We start from the raw sequence: 24,703 nt of genomic DNA, 5'->3' as shown, positions 1-24,703 counted from the left end.
AGTAAGATGAATCAAAATTACGAAAAATACTATGTACCTGATCAAAGCCCTTGGCCAATTGTGGGTGCTGTTGCGATGTTCTTAATCGCTGTAGGTGCTGCGCTAACTGTCATGCAAGCAAGTGAAGAGGGCGGTAATGGACATTACATATTGTATGGCGGCATTGCTATTTTACTCTATATGTTATTTAGCTGGTTTAAAAATGTGATTGAAGAATCGCATCAAGGTTTGTATTCCGCCCAGATGGACCGATCATTTCGCCAAGGCATGAGCTGGTTTATTTTCTCTGAGGTAATGTTTTTCATGGCTTTTTTTGGTGCATTATTTTATGCCCGAATGATATCTGTTCCTTGGTTAGGGGGCGCAGGTAACAATGCGATGACAAATGAAGTGCTATGGCCAACATTTGAAGCTGTATGGCCATTAGTGACTACGCCAGCCGGTGATACAACACAAGCAATGGGGTGGCTTGGACTACCTTTAATAAATACAGTAATACTGCTCATCTCATCTGTGACGCTGCATTTTGCCCATGTGGCAATAGAAAACAATAAACGAGGTCCGTTAAAAGTTTTTTTGGGTGCCACTATTTTACTTGGGGTTGTGTTTTTAGGCTTACAGGTTGAAGAGTATATCCATGCTTATCAAGATCTAGGGTTAACCTTAGACTCGGGTGTTTATGGCAATACATTCTTCTTGTTGACCGGTTTTCATGGCATGCATGTGACATTGGGTACAATTATTTTACTCGTTGTATTCTTTAGAATATTAAAAGGCCATTTTAGCCCCAAAAAGCATTTTGCTTTTCAAGCTGCTGCTTGGTACTGGCATTTTGTTGATGTGGTTTGGTTGTGTTTATTTGTGTTTGTATATGTGTTGTAGGATTTACATTCGGGTTGATATAGCCAAGTTTAAACGCGGCAATGACAACAACAAGTACAACGACAGAAAATAGCACGCGACGGCCTAAATAATGAGACATAGGCCGTCCTTTATCACGACCAGAGACCATTATAAATAGCGCACGAAATAAGTTAAAAAGTATAAACAATAACAACAGTACAATAATAATTTTTATAATCACTGGGTTCACCTTTATGCAGTTAGTTTTATGGCGTAAACAAAAGCTTAGCTCAATTTTCATCGTTTGCGTGGTGTTAGTTGTGGTATTCGTTTGTTTGCGTTTGAGTTATTGGCAAATACAGCGAGCAGAGGCAAAAGCGTTGCAGCTTGCACATATTGAGAGTGTTCAAGATCAGGGTGTTATGCAATGGTCTCAAATACAGGCATTACCAGTTACTTGGAATAAAACTGGCATAAAAGTCACTTTTACTGGTCGACTCGCAAGTCAGTATTATTGGTTGTTGGATAATCAAATATACCAAGGGCAAGTAGGCTACGATGTGCTTACTTTATTTACACCAACAGGCAGTAAAATCCCCATTGTTGTTAACTTAGGGTGGGTAAAAGCGCCTCTCACACGTCAACAGCTCCCGTCTGTTAATCTGCCAAAGCAGCCTATAGAAATGACAGTACAATTAAAACAAGGACAACTCTCAGGTTTTACCTTAGAAAATAGTGATGCGGTTCAGTCAGATGATTGGCCTAAGCGAATTCAAAATATTGATTTAGAAGTTTTTTCTAAACAAGCAGGAACATTAATGACCGATTTTATTGGCTATCGGCAAGGCGCAGGAGATGAGCTAGGTATACCGCATTACCAAGCTGTTGTAATGAGCCCGCAAAAACATTATGGCTATGCGGTGCAATGGCTGTTAATTGGTTTAGCCTGTATTGGGGTTGCTATATTTGCAAGTAAAAAGAAGGATTTAAAATGAAAAATAAACCGATGATCATATTTTTAGGGTGCTGTTTGGTGCCTTTAATCATGGCGTATTTATCACTGAAGTTTGAGTGGATCACTCCCGCTATCAGTAACAATGGTGAGTTTTTAACAACTGAAATAAAGCTAAAAGAGTGGCAAGAATCAGAGCATAAGCAATGGACAATTGCACTTAATCACCCACAGCAGTGCTCGCAAGCATGCACTGAGCAATTAAATGCACTGGATAACTTATATGTCGCACTGGGTAAAAACCAAGGCAAAGTAGACATGGTGATTTTAGGAGAACCAAAAGAAACTGCAACACCATGGCGACAACTGGCTGAAACGGATCAGCTGGAGCCTGCAAGTTTATACCTAATTGATCACATGGGGTTAGTTGTTTTGCACTACCCATATAAACAAGAACCACAACAAAACCGTTTAACCCAAAAGGGGCTATTAAAAGACTTAAAAAAGTTACTCAATTATTCGCGCTCAAGCTAATGCCATTAAAAGGGGCTGATGATGTATAAAAATTATAAAAACTTAGTGCTAGCAACCTTCTTTTTATCTATCGTGGTTGTAGGATTAGGCGCTTATACGCGCTTAAGTGATGCAGGATTGGGGTGCCCTGATTGGCCAGGCTGTTATGGCTTTTTAACAGTGCCAAAACATGAAGCCGATTTAGCGCATGTTGAACAAACTTACCCCGATATGATGTTCGAAACAGCAAAAGCTTGGAAAGAAATGATCCATCGCTACTTTGCTGGTAGTTTGGGGTTATTAATTTTAGCGCTGTTTATTTTCGCGTTCATTCAACGTAAGCATTCACAATTCCCCGTTAAATTACCGTTTTTTTTATTAGTGTTAGTTGTATTTCAAGCAGCGTTAGGCATGTGGACTGTCACGATGAATCTGCAGCCCCTTATTGTAATGGGCCATTTATTAGGCGGCTTTAGTATTTTGTCGTTAGTCGCTTTGTTGTATTTAAGGCTAACTGCAAAGCCGATAGAAGGGGGCGACGCCCCTGCACGGCGTCATTTTAATTTGAGCCTAGTTGCATTGGTTGTATTGATTATTCAAATTGCATTGGGAGGCTGGCTGGCAGCAAATTATGCTGCACCACACTGCAACGGATTACCACTATGTAGTTATGGGCAACCCTTTTCTTTGAGTAGTGTGTTTCAACTTCCGTTAGAGCACAGCACGTATGAATATGGTGTGCTGTCACAACAAGCAAGGATGTCGATTCATTTGTTACACCGAATTTGGGCTTTAGTTACCTGTGTTGTGCTTGCGCTAATAATGTGGCGAATTTATAGCCATGCCTTATCAGCAAAAATTAAACATTGCACGGTCACTGTGCTTATTGCACTAGTGTGTCAAATAAGTTTAGGGCTGGCTGTGGTGCATTGGCATTTTCCATTGGGGGTAGCGCTGGCACATAATTTAATGGCTGCCATACTGTTAATTACGCTTATTCGTTTATGTTTCTATTTAAAATCACGTAGCTAGGAGGCTGTTATGGCACAATCATTAACAATAACAAAAGTCACACCTCATCGACTGTCCGATTTATTAAAAGATTATTTGGCAATTAGTAAATTCAAAGTAGTGGCAATGCTGGTTTTAACTGCTTGGGTGGGCCTGGCGCTTGCCCCTGATGTGGGCCGAGGGGTTGTTGTACAGTTTATTAGCTTATTGGCTATAGGCCTTTTATCAGCTGCCGCTGCGGTAATAAACCATGTAGTTGATAGTGAAATTGATAGTAAAATGGCTCGTACGCGTCATCGACCAGTGGCGAAAGGTCGTTTATCGAAGCGACACGCACTTACTTTTGCAGCAGTCATTGGGGTGAGCGGTTTTGTCATGCTGGTTATATGGGCAAATACGCTTACAGCTGTGTTAACACTTTTTGCGCTGGTGGGTTATGCCTTTATTTATACGTCGTTTTTAAAGCGAGCTACACCACAAAATATAGTTATTGGCGGGCTTGCTGGTGCAATGCCGCCTTTATTAGGTTGGGTGTCTGAAACGGGTCAAATGGCAGCAGCACCTTGGTTATTAGTGATGATTATATTTACGTGGACGCCGCCTCATTTTTGGGCATTAGCCATTGCACGAAAAAGTGATTATGAACGTGCTAAAATCCCTATGCTTCCTGTTACACATGGCATTGAATTTAGTAAAACATGTGTTATCGCTTATTCTATTTTATTAGCTTTAGTGTGTGTATTACCCTATTTAATAGGCATGTCTGGTGAAATTTACTTAATCGCTTCGAGTTTATTAAACGCAGCCTTCATTTATAAAGCAATTAAATTAAAAGTAGCGCCTGAAGAGGGAACTGCGATGGATCTATTTCGTTTTTCAATTATCCATTTAATGTTACTCTTCATAGCCTTATTTGCTGATAAATGGCTAGTTATATGAAAGTATGGGTATTGAGATTTGGTCTACCAATAACAATGGTTTTAAGTATTTTTTTATTAGCAGGTTGTAGTGATAAGACCAAGCCAGATGTAGACGCATTAGTGTATGAAAATGCAAAACCGCTGAGTGAATTTGCATTAAATGATCAACACAATAGTGAAGTGACAAAAGCTAATTTTGAGGGGCAATGGAACCTTGTATTTTTGGGATATACTAGCTGCCCAGATATATGCCCACTCACGTTAGCAAAGTTAAACGCAGTCCATAAATCACTGAGTGATAAATACGCATTGCAAATATGGTTTTTATCGGTTGACCCAAAACGTGATACTGCCAAGAAGAGAAAAGCCTATATAGACTATTTTAATCCTGACTTTTTAGCCGTATCAGGGCAGCATAAAGCGTTATTTCCGTTTGTACGAGAGCTTGGCCTTATTTATGCCATTAGCGATAGTACAGAGCAAGAATACGCAGTAGATCATAGCGCATCAGTTGCATTGGTTGATTCAACAGGGGCTGTAAGGGCAATATTTAAACCTGAGTTTAAGCAAGGAAGTGTGCCACTGATAAACACCAAAAAAATGATCAGTGAATTTAAAATAATTGCGGATTATTACGAGTAAACATTCCATAACGTTTAATAAAAAATATAAAAGGAGCGAACAGCTCCTTTTTTGCATTTACGCTATTAGAAAAACAAATTTACTCTTTTTTTGATGCATTTATGGCATTTTCGGTAAGTCCGTCTAAGCTTTTGTAATGAATTGGTAAAACACGCAAAGCACAAAGTATATGATTAAACTTCCAGCGGAATTAGCGATTAACCAAGTTGAAATCTTACATCAAGATTTATTAAATGAATTAAGCGGCAATGATGATGTTTGTTTAGATATAAGCGATGTTACTCGTGCTGATACAGCGTCAGTTCAATTACTTTGTTCTTTACAAAAACATTTACTATCAGTGCAGCATAAAATTATTTGGGTTGGCCAAAGTGATGCACTAAAAGGTGTTATTACCCAGTTGGGTTTAAGTGAATATTTAGTACTCGATAATGCAGATTAAGAGGTTTATATGAAAAGAATTTTAGCTGTGGATGACTCTGCGTCGATGCGTCAAATGGTTGGCTTTACATTAAAAAAAGCAGGGTTTGATGTGACGGAAGCGAAAGATGGAAGCGAAGCTTTAAGTATTGCCAAGCAGCAAGGTTTTGATGCCGTTATTTCGGATGTAAATATGCCCGTAATGGACGGTATTACTTTAATACGAGAATTACGTACTCTCCCGAATTATAAATTTACCCCATTATTGATGCTTACTACAGAGTCTGGAATGGATAAAAAAGTAGAAGGCAAAGCTGCAGGAGCAACGGGTTGGATAGTCAAACCTTTTAACCCAGAGCAATTATTAGCAGTATTAAAAAAAGTGATTCGCTAATCTAGGGAGCGGGGCATGAGTATAGATTTAAGTCAATTTTTTGAAGTTTTTTTTGAAGAAAGCTTCGAAGGCTTGGATGCCATGGAAGCAGAATTACTAAATTTAGTTCCCGGCGAAGAAGATTCAGAAGCAATAAACACAATATTTCGTGCTGCGCATTCAATTAAAGGAGGCAGTGGTACATTTGGTTTTAACTCGGTAGCAGATTTTACACATGTATTAGAAACGTTGCTGGATCAAATTCGTGATGGATCTCGCCCTCTTACCGCCGAGCATGTTAATTTATTACTTAAGTCTATCGATTGTTTGCGAGCTTTATTGAGTGCCTTGCAAGCAGAGCAGGAACCTGACCTTAGTGAATCTATAGAACTGCGTAAAAAGTTTGAACACATTCTTGAATTGGATGAAAGTTCAAATGATGAATCAACAAATAGTTCTGAATCGCACGCAGAGTTAAATACATTTCAAATTGACTTTAAGCCACATCACCACTTATTTAAAACAGGCAATGAACCACTTTATATGGTGAGTGAATTAGCTGAGATCGGTGATTTAGATGTAGTCGTTTTTCATAACGAAGTACCTGACATTAAAGAACTTGCACCGGATGACTGCTACTTATCTTGGCGCTTTTTCCTAAATACTGAAAAACCTGAAGCTGCAATAAAAGAAGTATTTGAGTGGGTGGAGGATGATGCAGACATTACGATAAGTCTATGCGGAGGTTTATTTGAAGATTTAGACGATAACCCTGTTGAAAGTGAAGATAAAAAAGAAGCTCAACCAGCTGATACTCCACCTAAAGCGGTAACTAAAGCTAAAACGAGTACTTCTGCAAAAGTTCAAAGTTCAGGGGCATCATCTTCAGAGTCTACCTCTATTCGTGTGGGTATCGATAAAGTTGATTCGTTAATCAATATGGTAGGGGAGCTTGTCATCACACAAGCAATGTTAAGTCAGCTGGGGGAACAAGAAGTTACAGAAGCAACGTTTGCCTCCTTACAAGAAGGGTTAGCGCAATTAGCTCACAACACACGAGATCTCCAAGAGAGTGTAATGGGCATTCGAATGTTGCCAATCAGTTTTGTATTCAGTCGATTTCCTCGGTTGGTTAGAGACATCTCGCAAAAATTAAATAAGCAAGTTGAATTGAAATTACTGGGTGAGCAGACTGAGCTTGATAAAACTGTAATGGAAAAAATATCAGATCCAATGGTGCACTTAGTTAGAAACTCCCTAGACCATGGTTTAGAAACTGTTGATCAAAGAATAGCCGCAGGAAAAGACCCTGTTGGTGTTGTAACACTAAATGCATTTCACCAAGGTGGCAACATTGTTATTGAAATTATGGATGACGGACAAGGGCTTAATACGCAAAAAATAAAAGAAAAAGCGATTTCTAATGGTGTGATCTCTGAGGCTGATGAATTATCAGATAAAGAAATAAACGAGCTTATTTTTGTAGCAGGGTTTTCTACTGCCGACGCGGTGAGTGATTTATCAGGCCGAGGAGTAGGTATGGATGTTGTGAGGCGCAATATAGAGTCTCTTAACGGGTCTGTAGAAGTGGCATCAGCGCCTGGTGTTGGCTCAACGTTTACCATTCGCTTGCCATTAACACTTGCCATTTTGGATGGACAACTCGTTAAAGTTGCAAAGCATACTTATATTATTCCGCTTATTTCGATTGTAGAGTCGTTACAGATTGATGTAACAAAAGTAAGCCGAGTAGGCAAAGACCTTGATGTATTAAGACTGCGTGATGAGTACATACCTATTTTACGGTTGTACAACATTTTTAAACATCAAGGGGCGATTGAAACATTAGATAAAACGCTATTAGTCGTAGTGGAGAGTGACAATCAAAAAATTGGACTGTTGGTAGATGATTTATTATCACAGCAGCAAGTGGTCATCAAAAGCTTAGAAGCCAATTATCAGAAAGTTGATGGTGTATCAGGCGCTACAATTTTAGGCGATGGCAGAGTGTCACTGATCGTTGATATCAGTGGATTAATTAAAATGTCAGGGCTTAGAAAGCCTGGTAGCCAAGAGTTAATTATTGAATCGCAAGCTAACTTGGAGGCGTCATGAGCGCTTTAATGAATGAGTTAAACAGTAATTTGACCCTTGAAGAAGAGCAAGGGGTTAGGCAGTTTTTAACCTTCATTATGGCTGAAGAAGAGTATGGGGTTGATATTTTAACGGTAAAAGAAATCCGGAGTTGGGAAGAGATAACCGTTATTCCTAATGCTCCAGATTATGTCCAAGGTGTCATTAATATTCGAGGCACCATAGTACCAATTTTAGATTTGCGATTGCGATTTGGTTTGCCAAGAATCGATTATGGCGCACTCACAGTGGTGATCGTGATAAAGGTCGATTTAGGACAGAAAACAAAAATAATGGGTATGGTTGTTGATGCGGTATCTGATGTTTATAGCATTATTGAAAAGAACGCCAAAATGGTTCCAACATTTACAGATTCAGATAATTCAGAATTTGTTGCAGGACTGGTTAATGTTGGAGAAAAGATGGTTGCGTTATTAGATCTGAAAAAAACGATGGATATTTAACTGTTCATTTTAGTTAATGAAGTAATAAAAGGTGATGGGCATGGGGTGGTTTAGTAATTCAAAGCAGCCAAAATCAGAAAATGATTTAGTAATAGCTGCATTAAAAAAATCATTGGCTGTTATTGAGTTCGAGCCAAACGGCACAGTGATAACAGCAAATAATAACTTTTTAGATATGATGGGTTATCGCCTAGAAGAGCTACAAGGCCGAAATCACAGTGTATTTATTGCTAATGAAACACAAGAAAATCAAAGTGAAGCGATTTGGCAGCGAGTGAAAAGCGGTGAGCCAATTAACGGTGAATTTAGCTTTTTAGCCAATGATGAAAAGATAGTTTGGCTTCAGGCAAATTATAGCCCTGTTATAGATGAGCAGGGAAATATTATTAAAATAATTCAACTCGCATCAAATATTACTGCTCTTAAAAAAGAGGCTGTGGACGCCACAAGTAAAGTACAAGCCATTAATAGGTCTCAAGCGGTTATCGAATTCAACTTAGATGGCATCATTATTACGGCTAATGATAATTTTTTAGCAACCGTCGGCTATAGCTTATCTGAAATACAAGGCAAGCATCACAGTCTGTTTGTTGATCCTAATTACGCTAAAACAGAAGAGTATCAGAAATTTTGGCAGAAACTGGGTAATGGGCATTTTGATTCAGGTGAGTATTTGCGTTTAGGCAAAGGAGGGAAAAAAGTCTGGATCCAAGCGTCATACAATCCAATTTTTGACCAAAATGGCAACCCAGTTAAAGTGATTAAGTATGCGAGCGACATTTCTGAGCAAAAAGAAATATCTGAAAAAGCGCGTATTAGTGCTGATTTAGCAAGCGCATTAAAAGTGTGCCAAGCCAATGTAATGATTGCAGATAATGACCTTAAAATTATTTTTGTGAATGAAGAAGTTAAAAAAATGCTCAGTGCTAGAGAAGCACAATTAAAGACTGTGCTACCTAGTTTCTCTGTAGGTGATTTAATTGGTACTTGTGTTGATGACTTTCACAAGCAAGCATCCCATCAGCGTCAGCTTTTAAAAGATTTAAAGCAACCTCATCATGCTCGTTTAACATTAGCAGGACTTATTTTTGAGCTGATTGCGACGCCATGGATAAATGATGATGGAAAACGGTTAGGTACAATTGTTGAGTGGCAAGATATAACGCAGAGCGAGCAAAAAGCGCAAGAAGAGAAAAAGAATGCGCAAGAGAATTTACGTGTTCGTCGCGCTTTAGATCGAGTAGCTACAAATACAATGATTGCTGATACGGGCAATAATATTATATACCTCAACGAAGCTGTTAAGAATATGATGCGTATTGCAGAATCAGATTTACGTAAAGATTTACCGAACTTTAACTGTAATGATTTATTAGGCCAAAATATAGATGTATTCCATAAAAATCCATCGCATCAGAGGGGGTTATTAAATACCTTAGCGGATACTTATAGCGCGGAAATTTTGGTGGGGGGAAGAACATTTGGTTTGGTTGCAAATCCTATATTCACACCAGAAAATGAAAGAATAGGCACTGTTGTTGAATGGGAGGATAGAACCGGTGAGGTTGCCATAGAGAAAGAAATTAATGATCTTGTAAAGGCAGCAGGACGGGGTGATTTAGACCAACGTATTAGTGAGCAAGATAAAGATGGTTTCTTTAAGCGTTTAGCCGTTGGTTTAAATAGCTTAGTTAGTATCGTAGACGATGCAGTTTCAGATACGGCTCTGATGCTCAGTGCAATGGCTACTGGGGATTTATCAAAACGTATTGAGCAGGATTATCAAGGTTCTTTTGATAAGCTGAAAAAAGATGCAAATGCAACTGCTGATAAGCTCACAGAGGTTATGCATCGGATAAACTCATCGGCGACCTTGGTTGCAAGTGGTGCCGAGGAAATTTCACAGGGCAACACTGATTTAAGTCAGCGCACAGAAGAGCAAGCATCTTCACTAGAAGAAACCGCTTCAAGTATGGAAGAGATGACAAGTACTGTGCGCCAAAACGCTGACAATGCAAAAATTGCTAATGGATTGGCCGAAGAAACCCGCGACAAAGCAATAGAAGGCGGTGAGGTTGTCAACCGAGCTGTAGCGAGTATGTCCGCAATCAATGAATCGAGTAAAAAGATTGCAGATATTATTAGTGTTATCGACGAAATAGCCTTTCAAACTAACTTACTCGCACTGAATGCGGCGGTAGAAGCGGCTCGAGCGGGTGAACAAGGGCGTGGCTTTGCGGTTGTAGCTGGTGAGGTGCGAAATCTAGCGCAACGCTCAGCGGGTGCAGCGAAAGAGATCAAAGAGCTAATTAGAGACAGTGTCGGTAAAGTAGAAGACGGTACATTGTTAGTGAATGAGTCAGGTGCAACGCTGCAAGATATCGTCAGCTCAGTGCAAAAAGTAACGGAAATGATTTCTGATATTGCAGAGGCGTCAGTTGAACAGAGTTCCGGCATAGAGCAAGTTAATAAAGCGATTTCGCAGATGGATGAAATGACGCAGCAAAATGCGGCATTAGTTGAAGAAGCATCAGCAGCGGGAGAGTCGATGTCAGAACAGGCAAACGATATGCGCCGTTTACTCACGTTCTTTTCTCTGGGTCAGCAAGAGGCACCACGTAAAATAGAGCCACCTGTAGTTGAATCAATACCAACATCGCATACCAGTAAAGTACGAAGTGCCCCTAGAGGTAATGACTTTGCTGATTCATCTGATGAGTGGGAGGAGTTTTAAATAGGTTATGCGCTAGTTACTTAGTAAAGCTGCGCGAGTATTAATTTAAAGAGGGTTTCATATATTGTGACCCTCATTCCTTTTATGAAGCTTTGTGCCCTGCTTAAGCATGTTAACTATTTAGGGCGAGGCTTATTTATGCCGTGCTTAGGTGGTTCTGCCTCGTTAATTTGCAGCTACCTTGTATATAATACCAATCCGCAATAATACTTAATCATTTTGCGGGGCAAAACGTGTCGCTACCTGCGTTAAAAAATTCTCATTTAGAACAACTAAATAGCGAATTTTTTGTCTTGCTATCAACACGTTTTTCTACCCTCAAAAGAGATCACTTAATTAAGCGAATTGGTATAAATGGATTTTGACACTAATTTAGTTTTCTAAAGTGCGGGAATGTTCAATGAAAGAGTTTTTGCTGACAGATAATGATTTTAAGACTATTGCCAAACTAGTCTATGATGCATGCGGTATTGTGCTCGGTGATCATAAGCGAGAAATGGTTTATTCACGCTTAGCACGACGTATTCGCACTTTAAAGCTAAATAATTTTAAGCAGTATTTAGCCTATTTAGAGGCACATGAAGAGCAAGAATTCAGCGATTTTATTAATGCGATAACGACTAACCTCACTTCATTTTTTCGCGAATCACATCATTTCGACTATTTAAAGTCAGATATTATCCCTAAGTTATTACTATCTAATAGGTCAACAAAACGAGTAAGAGTTTGGTCTGCTGGCTGTTCAACTGGAGAGGAGCCTTACACATTAGCAATGACCTTAGATGGCGTATTTCCTCGCGATTGGGATGTTAAAATTTTAGCGACCGATTTAGACTCAAATGTATTGAATAAGGCACAATTGGGTAGCTATACCGCGGCGAATGTAAATGGCCTTGAGTCACACCACTTAAAGCGTTGGTTTTTGAAAAGTAAAGATGGCGAAACGTTTAAAGTGAAGCCTGAGTTACAACAAAAAGTGCATTTTAAGCGGCTTAATTTATTGCAACAGTGGCCTATGAAAGGCTCATTTGATGTGATTTTTTGTCGCAATGTGGTTATTTATTTTGATAAAGAAACGAAAGATCAGCTGTTTAAACGCTACTGTGACATTTTAGCCCCTCGAGGTCATTTATTTTTAGGTCACTCAGAAAGTATGGGCAAAGAGCACAGTGAATTTAGAAACCTAGGTAAAACAATGTATCAAAAGGTGGCTAATGAGTAATCAATTTAAAGCTGTGCTGCCTGGTTTTGAGCACGTAAAGCGGTTCTGGGATGCTGGACAACAACGTGTAGTTGCTAAGGTCTTACCGGGTGAGTTTTATGTATCCAAAAATGACGAATTAATTAGCACTGTATTAGGTTCATGTATTGCTGCATGTGTCTACGATGAAAAGTTGGGTATTGGTGGTATGAATCATTTTATGCTACCTGCAGAGAAGGGCGTTGAGCAAGCAAATGCGCACAGTTTAAACTGCCGTTATGGTAATTGGGCTATGGAATTTTTAATTAATGAAGTGCTTAAAAATGGAGCATCTCGCAGTAACTTAAAAATTAAATTGTTTGGTGGTGGAAAGATTATACGCTCTATGACAGATATAGGCTTAGGTAATATTCGTTTTGCCTATTCTTATGTGCAGGAAGAGGGTCTTGACCTTGTTTCGCATGATGTGGGAGGGCCTTGGCCTAGAAAGGTCAACTTTAACCCCCAGACTGGCAAGGCGCAGGTTAAAAAATTACGAGAAATGCACAGCGATGCATTAGAAAAGCGTGAAGTGCGCTACTTGCATGATATTGAAAAACAAGACTCGAATACAGATATCGAGCTGTTTTAGGAGTTCGTCATGATCAAAGTTTTAGTGGTTGATGATTCACCTTTGATAAGGAGAATATTAACAGATATTTTATGTGAGCCAGACGATATGGAAGTCGTTGGGTGCGCAGCAGATCCCTATCAAGCGCGAGAAATGATTAAGCAGTTACAGCCTGATGTATTAACGCTGGATGTTGAGATGCCTAAGATGGACGGCATCAGCTTTTTAAAGAACTTAATGCGATTACGTCCAATGCCTGTAGTCATGATCTCAACACTAACTCAAAAAGGCTCCCCAGTTACTTTAGAGGCATTAGAGGTTGGTGCTGTTGATTTTATTGCTAAACCCACTGTCAATTTATCGGAGCAATTTAACCAATATGCGGCGGTGCTGCAACAAAAAGTGCGTACGGCGGCAAGTGCAAGAGTGCGTCCCTGTAAGGCTTCAACCAATAAGGTTATAGAGCCAAGCTTAATGGCAAACTTTAATGTTTCTGCTATTTTGGCCATTGGTGCATCTACAGGGGGAACGGAAGCGATTAAAGAGGTGTTGATCAGAATGCCTAAAAATTGCCCTCCAATTGTAATCACACAACATATTCCGCCGGTATTTAGCAGCTCGTTTGCACTAAGAATGGACAGAACATGCACAATTAATGTTAAAGAAGCTGAACATGGAGATAAGTTGGCACCAGGTTGGGCATTCATAGCCCCAGGTGATAAGCATCTCAGTGTTATTAAGCGAGGCAGCCACTTAATCTGTCATCTAGATGAGTCGGCCGCAATTAATCGCCATCGTCCTGCTGTCGATGTGTTGTTTAACTCGCTTGTTAACATACATCCTAAAAATACGATGGCGGCATTACTTACTGGCATGGGCAATGATGGCGCTAAAGGCTTGTTAGCACTTAAGGAGAGTGGGGCCTATACAATAGCACAAGATGAGCTTACATCGGTGGTGTGGGGTATGCCAAAAGCGGCTATTGAATTAGGGGCTGCTAATGATGTCCTGCCACTAGAAAAGGTGGCAGAGCATCTATTGAAAAAAGCGCAAAAACAGATTAAATAACCTAAACTCTGGATAATAAATCTATCTCCCACGGGTACTTTTAACGCTAACTGCGTTGAATTTACTTGCAATAGGCCAGCTATTGACGCGTAAATTCGCCTTGTTATCGCTAAAAGTCTCCGGCTGGAGACTAAGGGGGAATTTGTTATTTAATATCAATATATTATTACATCTCTTAACCAGAGTTCAGGTTAAATAAGTAACTTGAGCTTTATGCTCTAAGCTCAAGTTAAATCATATTTGTTACTGTGTGAGCACCCATGGTTGAGAAAACCAGTAATAACTCCCTTTGTGAGTCTTTGAAGGAGCTGTGCAGTTAAACCGAGAGCGACCTAAATTTAACTTTTTAGGAGAGTTTACTGTTACCGTATCTTCTGTAACCCAATCTAGCTTAGCTTGTCCGACACCAGAAACGTAACAGGCTAATTGGCTTTTATGAAAGTCACCCATTTCAAATTGAACACTGATGATAGGTGGGTTTTCGTTAGTCACGCTATCAGAGTATGTAAGGGTTTTAATTGTAAATGGGCGAGAGTTAAGCTTGGTTTTGAGAGTATCCAATTTGCTATAAAACCCCGATGCTGGAAAGCGTGGTAGACGGGTAAAATCAGAGTTTATGCCAATGGCACCTGAGTGTTGGCCAATGCCAATGAAACCAAGGCTTTTTACCAATTCTTGAAGCTGGTTATTGAACTCACCATAAGGATAAGCTAAATATTTAAAATCATGGCCAATTTCCTCTTTAATGCGCTTTTGCGAAAATAAAATATCGTCTTTTATTCGGGTTTTCCATTGTGCGTCGCTTTCACCATTTTGGCGTTGGTGAAGGTAATCGTGTTGTGAGCTGTGGTTGCTGATCAGCGCCCCTTTTTTGGCAAGTTCTCTAAGTTTGTCCCAGCCCATAACATACCCTTTGCCTTCATCAATTAATCTCGGGTTTACAAAAATGGTATAAGGGTAATTAAATGCTTCAAGTATAGGGGCGGCTTGGTCATAATTGTTGTTGTAACCATCATCAAAAGTAATTGCGACCGTTTTATCAGGTAAACTTTGGCCTTGTTGTAAAGAGTTTACTAATTCATTTAATGGGATCACATTAAAGTCATTTTGTTTAAGGTAGCTTAAATGCGCTTCAAAGTTTTTAGCACTGATGCTAGTAACTGCGGGCAGCGTTTCGCTAACATGATGATACTGTAAAATAATCGCGCTTTTTACAGAAAACGATAGGTAAAAAAGGATAGATAAAACACAGTGAAACAATTTCTTAAAGTTCATAAAGCACACCATAAAAGCTTGTTGTTATTAGCGGGTCCGATGATCTTATCAAATATAACCGTGCCACTGTTAGGAATAGTTGATACGGCTGTCATTGGGCACTTAGGGAGTGCGCATTATCTTGCTGGTATAGCACTGGGTGCGACGGTAATTTCATTATTGTTTTGGCTGGCAGGTTTTTTAAGGATGAGTACCACAGGCTTGGTTGCTCAAGCGTATGGTAAAGAAGATAAAGCACTGCTGGCCAGCTTGTTAAAGCGCAGCCTATTGTTAGCCCTTGTTGTTGCGTTTACTTTACTTGCTTTATCACCATGGATAAAAGATTTAATAGCGTATTTATCTGGGTCCAGTGATGTCGTACTAGAGCAGGCGTATATTTATTTTGATATTCGTATTTTTAGCGCGCCTGCGGCGTTATGTAATTTGGTTTTATTGGCATGGATGTTAGGCGTGCATTATGGTCGAGGTCCTTTTTATTTATTGTTAGCAACTAATATTACCAATATTGTGCTCGATATATATTTTGTTGTTTACTTAGATTGGCAAGTAGCTGGCGCGGCATGGGCTTCTGTAATTGCAGATTATACCGCGTTTATATTTGCTACTTTTTTGGTTTTAAAAATAGCAGCTAAAAAATCTGTACCATTATTTCTTGGCGATTGGTTTAGTGTTGCCAAAATGCTGGACTTGCTGAGCTTGAACCGTGATATTTTTATTCGCTCTCTTATTTTACAGTTGTGTTTTAGCTTTATGACCTTTTATGCGGCACGTATAGGCGATATAACCTTGGCTGCAAATGCTGTATTGCTTAACTTTTTAATGCTGGTTAGTTTTGCTCTTGACGGAGTTGCTTATGCAAGCGAAGCAAAGGTCGGTCAGGCTAAGGGTCAAAATAGTGAGCGTAAAATACATTTGTGGGTTCGAGTCAGTTTATTTTGGGGAGCAATTTTTGCTTTGGCCTATAGTGTATTTTTTGCCTTATTAGGGAAGCAGATTATCGCCTTACTAACTGATGTACCTGAGGTTATAGCTACGGCCACACTGTACTTGCCTTGGCTTATTGTGTTGCCCGTAGCAGCAATGAGTTGTTTTTTATTTGATGGCATATTTGTTGGGTTAACTCGGGCAAAAGACATGCGCAACAGTATGTTACTGTCAGCAAGTGTGGGCTTTGCGGGCGTGTTTTTTGTTTTTCACTCTTGGCAAAACCATGGTTTATGGCTAGCAATGACCTGCTTTATGCTCTTAAGAGGTATTACATTAATTATACGTTATAGGCAGCTACAAAAAGCAGGGCGCTTACTCCATTAAGTACTCAATACGGGTAACTTTGCTATAATTACGTTAAATTACGTGTGTAAACAAAAGGTTTCAGCTAAGCTTTACTCATATGGAATGGGTAGTGTAAAAGGTTTTTGATGCGGTTGAAGCTAGGGTTTTTGCTAGGTCTATTAATTTTACTTAAATTTAATAATGCCTTAGCCGCATTTGAGCATTACACAATAGAAGATGGCTTGTCTCAAAGTGTGGTGTTTAGCATAGAGCAAGACGAACTTGGTTTTATGTGGTTTGCAACACAAGATGGTTTAAATCGTTTTGATGGTGAACGCTTCGAAGTGTTTAAGGCTTCGGATAAGAATAGTAATTCGTTGGCAAACAATTATATTTACCCTTTATCTTTAGATAATCAAAATCAATTATTTATTGGTACGCGATATGGAGGAGTTAATCAGCTAAACTTATTTAATTACGGTTTTTCTACTCCTCTATTAAATAAAAAGCGCATTACCTCACTCCTTCCTTTTAAACATTGGCTTTTTGTTGGTACGTTTGACGGTGTTGTGTATCGTATAAACCGTGGCTCATCAAAAATTGATACGCTCGTTGATAATCTAAAAAAACCAGTTTATGCACTTGAAAAAATAGATAATATTCTATGGATTGGTAGTAATGGTAGCGGTTTAACCCACTATGACTTACAAACCAACACATTAGTGCCAACTATGTTAGAAGACATCTTTGAGAGTGAATCCATTTATCCAAGCGTTTATGCTATTAAGCAAGATACAGATGCGCATGTATGGATTGCAACCCAGGGTGGTGGCGCTTATAAAATCGATTTAACACGACGGGTATATACCAATTGGCGTCATGATGAACAAGATTTTGAAACCATTTCAAGTAACCAAATTCGTGATATTGAATTCGATGAACAAGGCCGAATTTGGTTTGCAACGCGTGGGGGTGGTGTCAGTATTTATAACCAGCAAACACAGCGCTTTACTCATTTAAAACATGACCCTTTTGATCGCTACAGCTTGGCGCATAATCGCGTGTACAGCGTATTTAAAGATCAATCAGGTATTATGTGGTTTGGTACAGCCAACGGTATTAGCAAGTTAGATCCAGCTTCATTGAGCTTTACTAAATTACGCAAACCAGCCCCTTTATCAAGCAATGATGCATGGGCGCTTTACGAAGACTCTAAACAGCGGCTGTGGTATGGGAATTGGGGAGCTGGTATTGATATCCTTGATAAAAACTTTAACCGTGTTGACCACCTAGATAAAAATTCATCCCCTTTAGCGCTATCAAGCAATGCAATAAAAATCATTACTCAAGATGAGCTGGGTAATACGTGGATTGGAACGTGGGAGCGCGGCATTAATGTTATCACAAAACAAGGTGAATTGATCGCATACCATGCAGAGGAGGGCGGGCATGGGCTGCATGAAAATAGCATTTATAGCTTATTAGCCGATAGTAATAATAATGTTTGGGTGGGAACGAATGGTGGTGGCTTATTCAAATTTGACGTTCAATTGCAAAAATTTATTAGCTACAGTAAGCCGCAACCCAATACAACTCTGCTCATTGATGCCCCAAGAGTGACCAGTCTTTATCATGGGCAAAATAATGAGCTTTGGATAGCGACAGATGGCTTTGGTGCTTATAAGTATAATACCGAGTTAGATTCTCTCACCCATTTTACAAAGCGCCCTAAAGGTGAAGGGTTAAGCCACAATACAGTGCGAGCATTCTTATTACGTGCTAATGGAGATATGTGGCTGGCAACCTCTAATGGGGTCAATATTATAAAAGCAGGCACGGAGCAAATCACACACATCGGACTGGATGATGGCTTACCTAACCAAGTTGTATATGGTTTGGTTGCACAAGGTGAGGAATCTGTGTGGCTTAGTACTAACAATGGCCTTGCTAAAGTTAATAGCTCGACTGGCTTTATTAGGCACTTTAAAGCAAAAGATGGCATTCAAGGAAATGAGTTTAATGCGGGGGCATATTTTAAAACGCGGGAAGGGAAAATTATTTTTGGTGGTACACAAGGCCTAACCGTTTTTTCGTCCGATGAATATCAAGCTCAACTACCTGGCAAACTAGCATTGACCAAGCTAAAGTTTGATGACCAGCCTTTACGTAACAGTGTGGGTAGTCAGTTAGGAATGCATTACGAGGTTGAGAAAAACCGTCAGTTGGAGATCCCCCACTCAGTAAAGCGTATTTCGCTTGCAGTTAACCTTTTGCACTTCTCAGAACCGAAAACCAATGTGTATCGCTATAGATTAATTGGTTTTGAACAACAATGGCGTTCAGCAAAAGGGGCAAGTCTTTCGGTTGATTATACGAATTTACCAGCAGGCAATTACCAGCTTGTCGTTGAAGCAAATTCACGCTTAGGGGGAAAAGCATTAGCTCCGTTAATGTTAAACTTCCATGTAGTTACTCCTTGGTGGCAAAGCCTACTGGCCTATTTTATTTATAGCCTCTTGTTTGCAGTATTTATTTGGCTATGTATTAGTTTATGGACACAGCGGTTACGTAATCAAAAGAGTGAGCTAGAGCGTTGTGTGGCGTTGAGGACCCAAGAGATTGAATCGCAAAAGTCCGTGATTGAAAAGCAAGCTGTTGCGCTTGGGCACACATTAGAAAGCAAAGTTCGCTTTTTTACTCATGCATCCCATGAACTACGAACCCCACTTAGCTTACTTGTTGCACCAACACAGGCATTATTAACCGGTGAGAGTAACCCTAATAAAAGAGCTAATTTAGATTTGATTTTGCGTAATTCAAGACGCTTAGAGGGGCTAGTAGATAAATTGCTCACGTTAACGCGCTTCGATCAAAGCAATGATGAAGAACTAAAAACTATCTCCTTGTCGGCAATAGCTAGAGAGGTTGCTGAGCAGTTTAGTGTGTTAGGTGAGCAAGATACTTCATTCGAATATGATATTGAAGAAGCTCTTTACATCCACGCTAGCAGAGAAGGGTTAATCACAATATTTAATAACCTGCTCAGTAATGCATTTAAATTTACTACACAAGGTAGGGTTGAGTTAAACGTTTATGCTTCGCAGCAACAGGCAGTAATAGAATTTAAAGATACTGGACGTGGTATTGCTGAGGTAGAAGCAAGTAAAGTATATGATTTGTTCTACCGTACAGCAGGCAATACAAATGTAGAAGGCAGCGGTGTTGGCTTATCCATTGTTAAAAAGCTTGTAGATAAATACGCCGGACAAATAGAGCTACAAAGTACGCTACTTAAAGGCACTCAATTTAGTGTCAAATTTGCACTGGTAAGTAGCCCCAAGCAATTGCAAACTCAACACAATAATCAAATCAAGACTGAGCGACATATTAATGAGGAAGATTTGGCAACCGTGTTAATTGCTGAAGACAATGATGAATTAAGGCATTATCTTCACAATGAGTTAGCGGCTAAATACCAGGTGCTGATGGCCGATAATGGCAAAGTTGCGATGGAATTAATGCAAAAGCATGTGCCTGATTTATTAATTACAGATTTAATGATGCCAAAAATGGACGGGTTTGCTCTATTAAAAGAAGCACATAACTGCCGTATTACTTGCCATATTCCAACTATTATTTTAACCGCGAAAGGCGATCATGAAAGCCGGTTAAAAGGGCTTAACCATTTTGCGCTCGATGTCATAACTAAGCCTTTTGATCGTGACGAGTTATTGCTTAAGGTAGATAACTGGATTGCATGGATAAATACATACCATCAATATACCCCACAAGAGAATCAAGCTGAACCAGCAAAGCGTGGTGTGTTGAACCGAGATCCAAAAGACACACAATTATTAGCCAATTTAAATGCATTTCTAGATGTACATTATTCGGATATGCAGCTGACGGTGCCGCGTTGTGCAAAAGAGTTAGCTCTCAGTGAGCGCCAGTTTCAGCGAAAATTAAAAGTTCTTATTAACCTTTCCCCGACTGAATTCATCCGAGATTTTCGCCTTACTAAGGCTGCAGAGTTATTAATGCAAGGTCGGCAGATAAATTTAGTAATAGAAGATGTAGGTTTTACCTCGCGTTCTTATTTTTCTAAAGCCTTTAAAGCTAAATATGGAGTGACAGCAAAGGAATTTCAGTTATCTAATTAGTTGAAATGTATGTTTTTGTCGTGTGAGGAGACAAATTGGTCGGATATGGACGCTGTTTTTTTTGCGCCTTGCGGTATGCTTTGTTTATCCTTTTTAGCATGCAACTCCCTTCGCTTTAATGGGTCAGGCGTTTACATATAGTAAATATGTAAAAATCATCGATTTTCTCTCCTTAGGTGGAGGCTGGAGAGTAGGCTAGCCTCTGCTATTTTTCTTTTATTGCTTTGCTAAAACCTGATTGTAAGATTGCTTATTATAATCACTTTACACCTTCTATCATATTGAAAATTATAAACTTGTCGGGAATGAGTACAATTTGGTCGGATATACATCCCCCGTGTGTAAATAAATTAAACTACGCTCAAATCAGTAAAGTTTGTATAAAAATATGCTTCAAAAATTGATACCTGAGAAATGGAGTTACGGCTTAATGTAATCAGTAGCCTTGCAAATTGATTTTGCTAAGTGCGTATCACGTTTTTTCTATTCTCTTTTATTGATTTATTTATATGGCTTATCTGTGCCGTGTAATCAGTTTATTGCTTTTTATAAGGCCATTAACAAGGAAATAAGGAAACAAAATGAGTTTATCAAATAGGCTTCATCGAACAGGTGTTTTGGCACTATTGACGAGTGCTCTCATTGTCACAGGTTGTGGCGGTGGAGGCAGCGATAGTAGCGATTCCACACCCCCACCAACAAGCAATAACAGCCCAACTGTCAGTATTTCGGGTGACGCAGAAGTTAGCGAGGGAAAAGAACTCTCTTTAACCGCTGTTGGCAGCGACAGTGATGGCAGTATCGCAAGTTACTCATGGCAAGCTATTTCAGGGCCTACAGTCACGTTAGCAGGTAGTGATAGTGAAAATGTTAGCTTTACAGCACCTGATATTGAAGAAGATGCTGAATTAGTACTTGAAGTGACAGTGACAGATAATGAAGGCGCGACTAAAAGTGCTCAAATCACGATTAACATAAAACGTGAAGTACTCAGCGTAACTATTACAGGTATTGTGACCGATAAGCCTATTGATTCTCCAAATGTTGCTGTGCAGGTAGGCGATGACCTTTTTGAAGTCACTGCTGGTAACGATGGTAAATACAGTGTTGAAATTGAAGTAGACGACTCGTTTGCTAATAAGCTTGTAAGGTTAGTGGCACTGGGGAATAACGCAATTAACCCAGAAGTTGAATTTGTATCGCAGTTAAAGTCAGTTGCAACCTTAATTACACAAGCGGGTGATGATGCAACCTTGACAAAAAATGAAAACTTCGGCGTGAACATCACCAATGTGAGTACAGCTGAATATGCTTTGGTTAAACGCGATAATGGCGATGTACAAGACGAAGCTTCACTTTCAGATGCGTTGTTAGCTGTTGATGCCGATGAAAAGCTATTACTAGCATCGCTTATAAAAATCATTGTTGATGACGAAAACTATACCCTCCCTGAAGGAGTGGATTCAACATTGGCGTTAGTATCTAACGCAAACGATATTGACAACTTCGTGAACACTGTTGAGAGTCAAGACCCTGACTTAATCGAGGCCACTAAAAAAGCGATTAAAGACGATGATGACCTGATTGACAAAACCATTGGTGATATAACAGGTGAATTCATTTTAACAATGCCACAATACTACCGCTCAGTATCGGCACAGTTGCATTTTTCAAGTGAAAGCAAGGGGTCTATTAGCTTCTCAGATTTAGATGCAACCTTTACCTGGCAACAAACGGGGCCAAATGTGGATATGACTTTGGACGAGCCCGCTTCAGTGAGCTGTTCATTTATGATGAATGAAAACAATGAGCAACAAGAGACGTGCAATTACCTTGTTGATTTAAGTCTGACCATACTCCTTGAGAATGAAGCGAATAAATCAGTTGAACTGCAAAGGCAGTTTGAAAGTCGTTGGAGTAATACAGGTAATGTTCGTGATTCATATGAAGTTACTAGTAACTTTAGTTTAATCGAGAAACAACAAGCGTTAGCCGTTACGGCTGATGAACTAATAGGTACGTGGGTTGTCGATAGCGTAAGTGAATTTCAAGGCCTAAGAAATGCCGTATCATTTGATTTACTTGCTGACGGTGTAGGAACGCTCAGAGATAACGACAAAGAACCTGCCAGTGTCACTTGGCAGATAATTGATAATCGCTTAGTGATTACCAACACCAATGACGACGCGATGTTTGATTATGAATTTTGGTTCATTAAGGATGTACAAATTGGTTATCAATTTATCTCATCATTAAATGCCAAAGCAGATGAATCAACACGTACATCATCTGGCTTGATGGTTAAAGATAACCAATTAGCATTTACTCAAAATGAGTTGCTGGGTAAATGGACAATATACCTTGGCTACAACTCAGAGCAAACTGATTTACATTATGATGTTTATGCTGATGGCTTAATGAACTTTAATTTGAATCAAAATTATCGTTCGTGGCAAGTTAGCAGTGAGGGGGAATTTTTACGTTATAACTACTTCACTGATAACGGTGTTCAACCAGTGTGCCCTGAAAGCCAAACTTGCCAAGTATATAGCGAGTTTTCGCAGCGTTTATTGGCAACAGCCAATGGCCAAAACTTTACCTATCGTAAATACCGGTTCTTTAATTTTGATGGTTCAGAGAGAACGCAAGATTATTCTTCACACCTTCGTAATTTCTCAGTTGCAGGTGGTGAGTATGGTGTTACACGTTTTGCGCCTTATTGGATTCAAGAGAACCCAGGCTTTGACGAAAACGGATATCCAACAAATGTAAATTATATCGAACTGTATACGCCCAATAGTAAAGGGGTAGAAACAATAACTATTGCGACAAGTTATAACGAGGAGAGCGAGCCAAGTTACACAATTAGCTTTACTAACGCAGGTGTTTCAGAGTCGTATGATTATAGTTTAGCTTCTGGGAAACTTTTATTTAGTGATCAGCAAATCGAAATAAAGGACTTTGATCGCAACTTCCTCACTGTGTGTATTTATGCTCAGGGCGGAGTCTGTAATGAAGCAAGTACACAAGCTTGGTACTTTGATGAGGCTATGGCTGCAGATAATATGCAGGCTGCTCGCCCTCAACCAGCTCATCCACTTGATGGCGCTTGGCAGATAGCAGATGAACCAGATGTAGTCGTTATCCTTCGTGATGGTAAGTGGCTGCATGTTCAAAGCGAAGCTGATGCCGGTGTAGATGATGCGTTTGCTGGCTATGAGATTGGTGACTTTACTTGGAATGAAGAAACTGGCGAGTTTGCAGTTACCTTGACCGAAGACACCAATGGAACATTTGGCTTTGACGAAGAGGAGGCAGTTGCGGCAAATGTTGTAGACGATACCCTCACTCTTACATTTAACGGTGAAGGAGATTTCTTATTACAACGTGTTTATGATTCAAATAATCCATTAGTAGGTGCCTACTTTAATGGTTCAATTGCGGATAATGACTTTTACTTTGCGGTATTTAAAGGTGATGGTTATTTTATTGGGATGGAGCATGAGACAGGAATGTCGCCAGCAATCAGCGCGGGTACCTACACTACCACACCAGATCCATCTGGCGACCCTGAATTGTTGAGTGTTACATTGGATTACTACCTTAATCAGATGGGTAACGATGAAGTTGACCCTTATGTTGTTTTAAAAGGAGAAGGCAATCGCTTAATATGGCTTGATGGTAATGGTTTTGGTGTGGACCAGCGAGTAACGAACGTTGTAGAGTCAATCGAATTTAGCGAAGCAGATATTATTGGTGATTATATATTTAGTTTTATGAGTCAAGGAACACCTACTGAACGTGCGATTGAAGTTCGCAGCGATGGAACCGCTAGCTTTGATTTAGATGGTACAGTTCGAGAGGGAGAGTGGTCACTTGAATTAGGGAGTTTAAAGTTAATCAGCCCTGAGTCGGCAACGCAAGATACGACCTTTGGTATGATAATTACTCCTAAATCATTATTAGAAAGTGGGTATAGTGTCGCAGCCTTTAGCGTCACAGTGCCGGGTAATCATCCTGATAAGGAGGATCCAAGCCTGCATACTAGTGTAATGGGTAGTTTGATAAAGCAATAACATTTAACGGGGCCAAGCGGCTCCGTTTTATTTTAA

At 39.7% G+C, this 24,703-nt stretch carries 19 protein-coding genes; 17 read left to right on the top strand and 2 right to left on the bottom strand.

The annotated features are described in order from the left end of the window. Positions 1-6 precede the first annotated feature (6 nt). Entirely contained in the window at positions 7-882 is an 876-nt protein-coding gene (locus ACHUE3_RS16550; protein ID WP_394193443.1) for a cytochrome c oxidase subunit 3, read from the top strand. Here the strand turns inward: ACHUE3_RS16550 and ACHUE3_RS16545 are convergent. Next, positions 782-1,144: a DUF2909 family protein gene (locus ACHUE3_RS16545; RefSeq protein WP_394193442.1), complete on the bottom strand. Its 363-nt coding sequence runs from the start codon at positions 1,142-1,144 to the stop codon at positions 782-784. The two genes, ACHUE3_RS16550 and ACHUE3_RS16545, sit on opposite strands and share 101 nt — an antisense overlap. On the opposite strand from ACHUE3_RS16545, the gene ACHUE3_RS16540 reads away from it, so the two are divergent. The 13 genes from ACHUE3_RS16540 to ACHUE3_RS16480 all read left to right on the top strand — a co-directional run bounded on the left by ACHUE3_RS16540 (position 1,098) and on the right by ACHUE3_RS16480 (position 13,884). Next, positions 1,098-1,838: an SURF1 family protein gene (locus ACHUE3_RS16540; protein ID WP_394193441.1), complete on the top strand. Its 741-nt coding sequence runs from the start codon at positions 1,098-1,100 to the stop codon at positions 1,836-1,838. The two genes, ACHUE3_RS16545 and ACHUE3_RS16540, sit on opposite strands and share 47 nt — an antisense overlap. Next, entirely contained in the window at positions 1,835-2,329 is a 495-nt protein-coding gene (locus tag ACHUE3_RS16535; protein WP_394193440.1) for a transmembrane cytochrome oxidase associated protein, read from the top strand. The genes ACHUE3_RS16540 and ACHUE3_RS16535 overlap by 4 nt, the downstream gene beginning before the upstream one ends. Positions 2,330-2,350: 21 nt before the next feature. After that, complete coding sequence (locus tag ACHUE3_RS16530) at positions 2,351-3,340, top strand: COX15/CtaA family protein (RefSeq protein WP_394193490.1); 990 nt, start codon at positions 2,351-2,353, stop codon at positions 3,338-3,340. 9 nt (positions 3,341-3,349) lie between these two features. Further along, positions 3,350-4,258, top strand: a complete 909-nt coding sequence (cyoE, locus tag ACHUE3_RS16525; RefSeq protein ID WP_394193439.1) for a heme o synthase — start codon at positions 3,350-3,352, stop codon at positions 4,256-4,258. 35 nt (positions 4,259-4,293) lie between these two features. After that, a complete protein-coding gene (locus ACHUE3_RS16520; RefSeq protein ID WP_394193489.1) occupies positions 4,294-4,881 on the top strand; it encodes an SCO family protein in 588 nt (195 codons plus the stop codon). Positions 4,882-5,050: 169 nt separating this feature from the next. Then, positions 5,051-5,323, top strand: coding sequence for an STAS domain-containing protein (locus ACHUE3_RS16515; protein ID WP_394193438.1), 273 nt, complete (start codon positions 5,051-5,053; stop codon positions 5,321-5,323). A gap of 9 nt (positions 5,324-5,332) precedes the next feature. Then, a complete protein-coding gene (locus tag ACHUE3_RS16510; protein WP_058561442.1) occupies positions 5,333-5,695 on the top strand; it encodes a response regulator in 363 nt (120 codons plus the stop codon). 15 nt (positions 5,696-5,710) lie between these two features. Further along, the gene (locus ACHUE3_RS16505) at positions 5,711-7,789 is read left to right on the top strand and encodes a chemotaxis protein CheA (protein WP_394193437.1); all 2,079 of its coding nucleotides are present in this window, start codon (positions 5,711-5,713) and stop codon (positions 7,787-7,789) included. Then, the gene (locus ACHUE3_RS16500; RefSeq protein WP_394193436.1) at positions 7,786-8,271 is read left to right on the top strand and encodes a chemotaxis protein CheW; all 486 of its coding nucleotides are present in this window, start codon (positions 7,786-7,788) and stop codon (positions 8,269-8,271) included. Before ACHUE3_RS16505 ends, ACHUE3_RS16500 begins: the two co-directional genes overlap by 4 nt. Positions 8,272-8,311: 40 nt before the next feature. Next, positions 8,312-11,005, top strand: coding sequence for a methyl-accepting chemotaxis protein (locus tag ACHUE3_RS16495; RefSeq protein ID WP_394193435.1), 2,694 nt, complete (start codon positions 8,312-8,314; stop codon positions 11,003-11,005). 400 nt (positions 11,006-11,405) lie between these two features. Next, positions 11,406-12,227, top strand: a complete 822-nt coding sequence (locus tag ACHUE3_RS16490; protein WP_394193434.1) for a CheR family methyltransferase — start codon at positions 11,406-11,408, stop codon at positions 12,225-12,227. Beyond that, positions 12,220-12,837: a chemoreceptor glutamine deamidase CheD gene (gene cheD / locus ACHUE3_RS16485; RefSeq protein ID WP_394193433.1), complete on the top strand. Its 618-nt coding sequence runs from the start codon at positions 12,220-12,222 to the stop codon at positions 12,835-12,837. The genes ACHUE3_RS16490 and cheD overlap by 8 nt, the downstream gene beginning before the upstream one ends. Before the next feature lie 9 nt (positions 12,838-12,846). Beyond that, on the top strand, positions 12,847-13,884 hold the full coding sequence (locus tag ACHUE3_RS16480) for a protein-glutamate methylesterase/protein-glutamine glutaminase (RefSeq protein ID WP_394193432.1): 1,038 nt from the start codon (positions 12,847-12,849) through the stop codon (positions 13,882-13,884). A gap of 243 nt (positions 13,885-14,127) precedes the next feature. Here ACHUE3_RS16480 and ACHUE3_RS16475 read toward each other — a convergent pair whose 3' ends face one another. Further along, entirely contained in the window at positions 14,128-15,159 is a 1,032-nt protein-coding gene (locus tag ACHUE3_RS16475) for a polysaccharide deacetylase family protein (protein ID WP_394193431.1), read from the bottom strand. Between ACHUE3_RS16475 and dinF the strand changes: the two genes are divergently transcribed. From dinF to ACHUE3_RS16460, 3 genes are all read left to right on the top strand, one after another. Further along, on the top strand, positions 15,136-16,470 hold the full coding sequence (gene dinF / locus ACHUE3_RS16470; RefSeq protein ID WP_394193430.1) for an MATE family efflux transporter DinF: 1,335 nt from the start codon (positions 15,136-15,138) through the stop codon (positions 16,468-16,470). The genes ACHUE3_RS16475 and dinF overlap by 24 nt on opposite strands. Before the next feature lie 107 nt (positions 16,471-16,577). Continuing rightward, entirely contained in the window at positions 16,578-20,591 is a 4,014-nt protein-coding gene (locus ACHUE3_RS16465; protein WP_394193429.1) for a hybrid sensor histidine kinase/response regulator transcription factor, read from the top strand. Between the two features lie 581 nt (positions 20,592-21,172). Beyond that, complete coding sequence (locus ACHUE3_RS16460; RefSeq protein WP_394193428.1) at positions 21,173-24,667, top strand: PKD domain-containing protein; 3,495 nt, start codon at positions 21,173-21,175, stop codon at positions 24,665-24,667. Positions 24,668-24,703 lie beyond the last annotated feature (36 nt).

The organism is Pseudoalteromonas atlantica, assembly GCF_043641955.1.
Taxonomy (GTDB): domain Bacteria; phylum Pseudomonadota; class Gammaproteobacteria; order Enterobacterales; family Alteromonadaceae; genus Pseudoalteromonas; species Pseudoalteromonas atlantica_A.
This window is presented reverse-complemented; position numbering and strand designations above follow the sequence as displayed.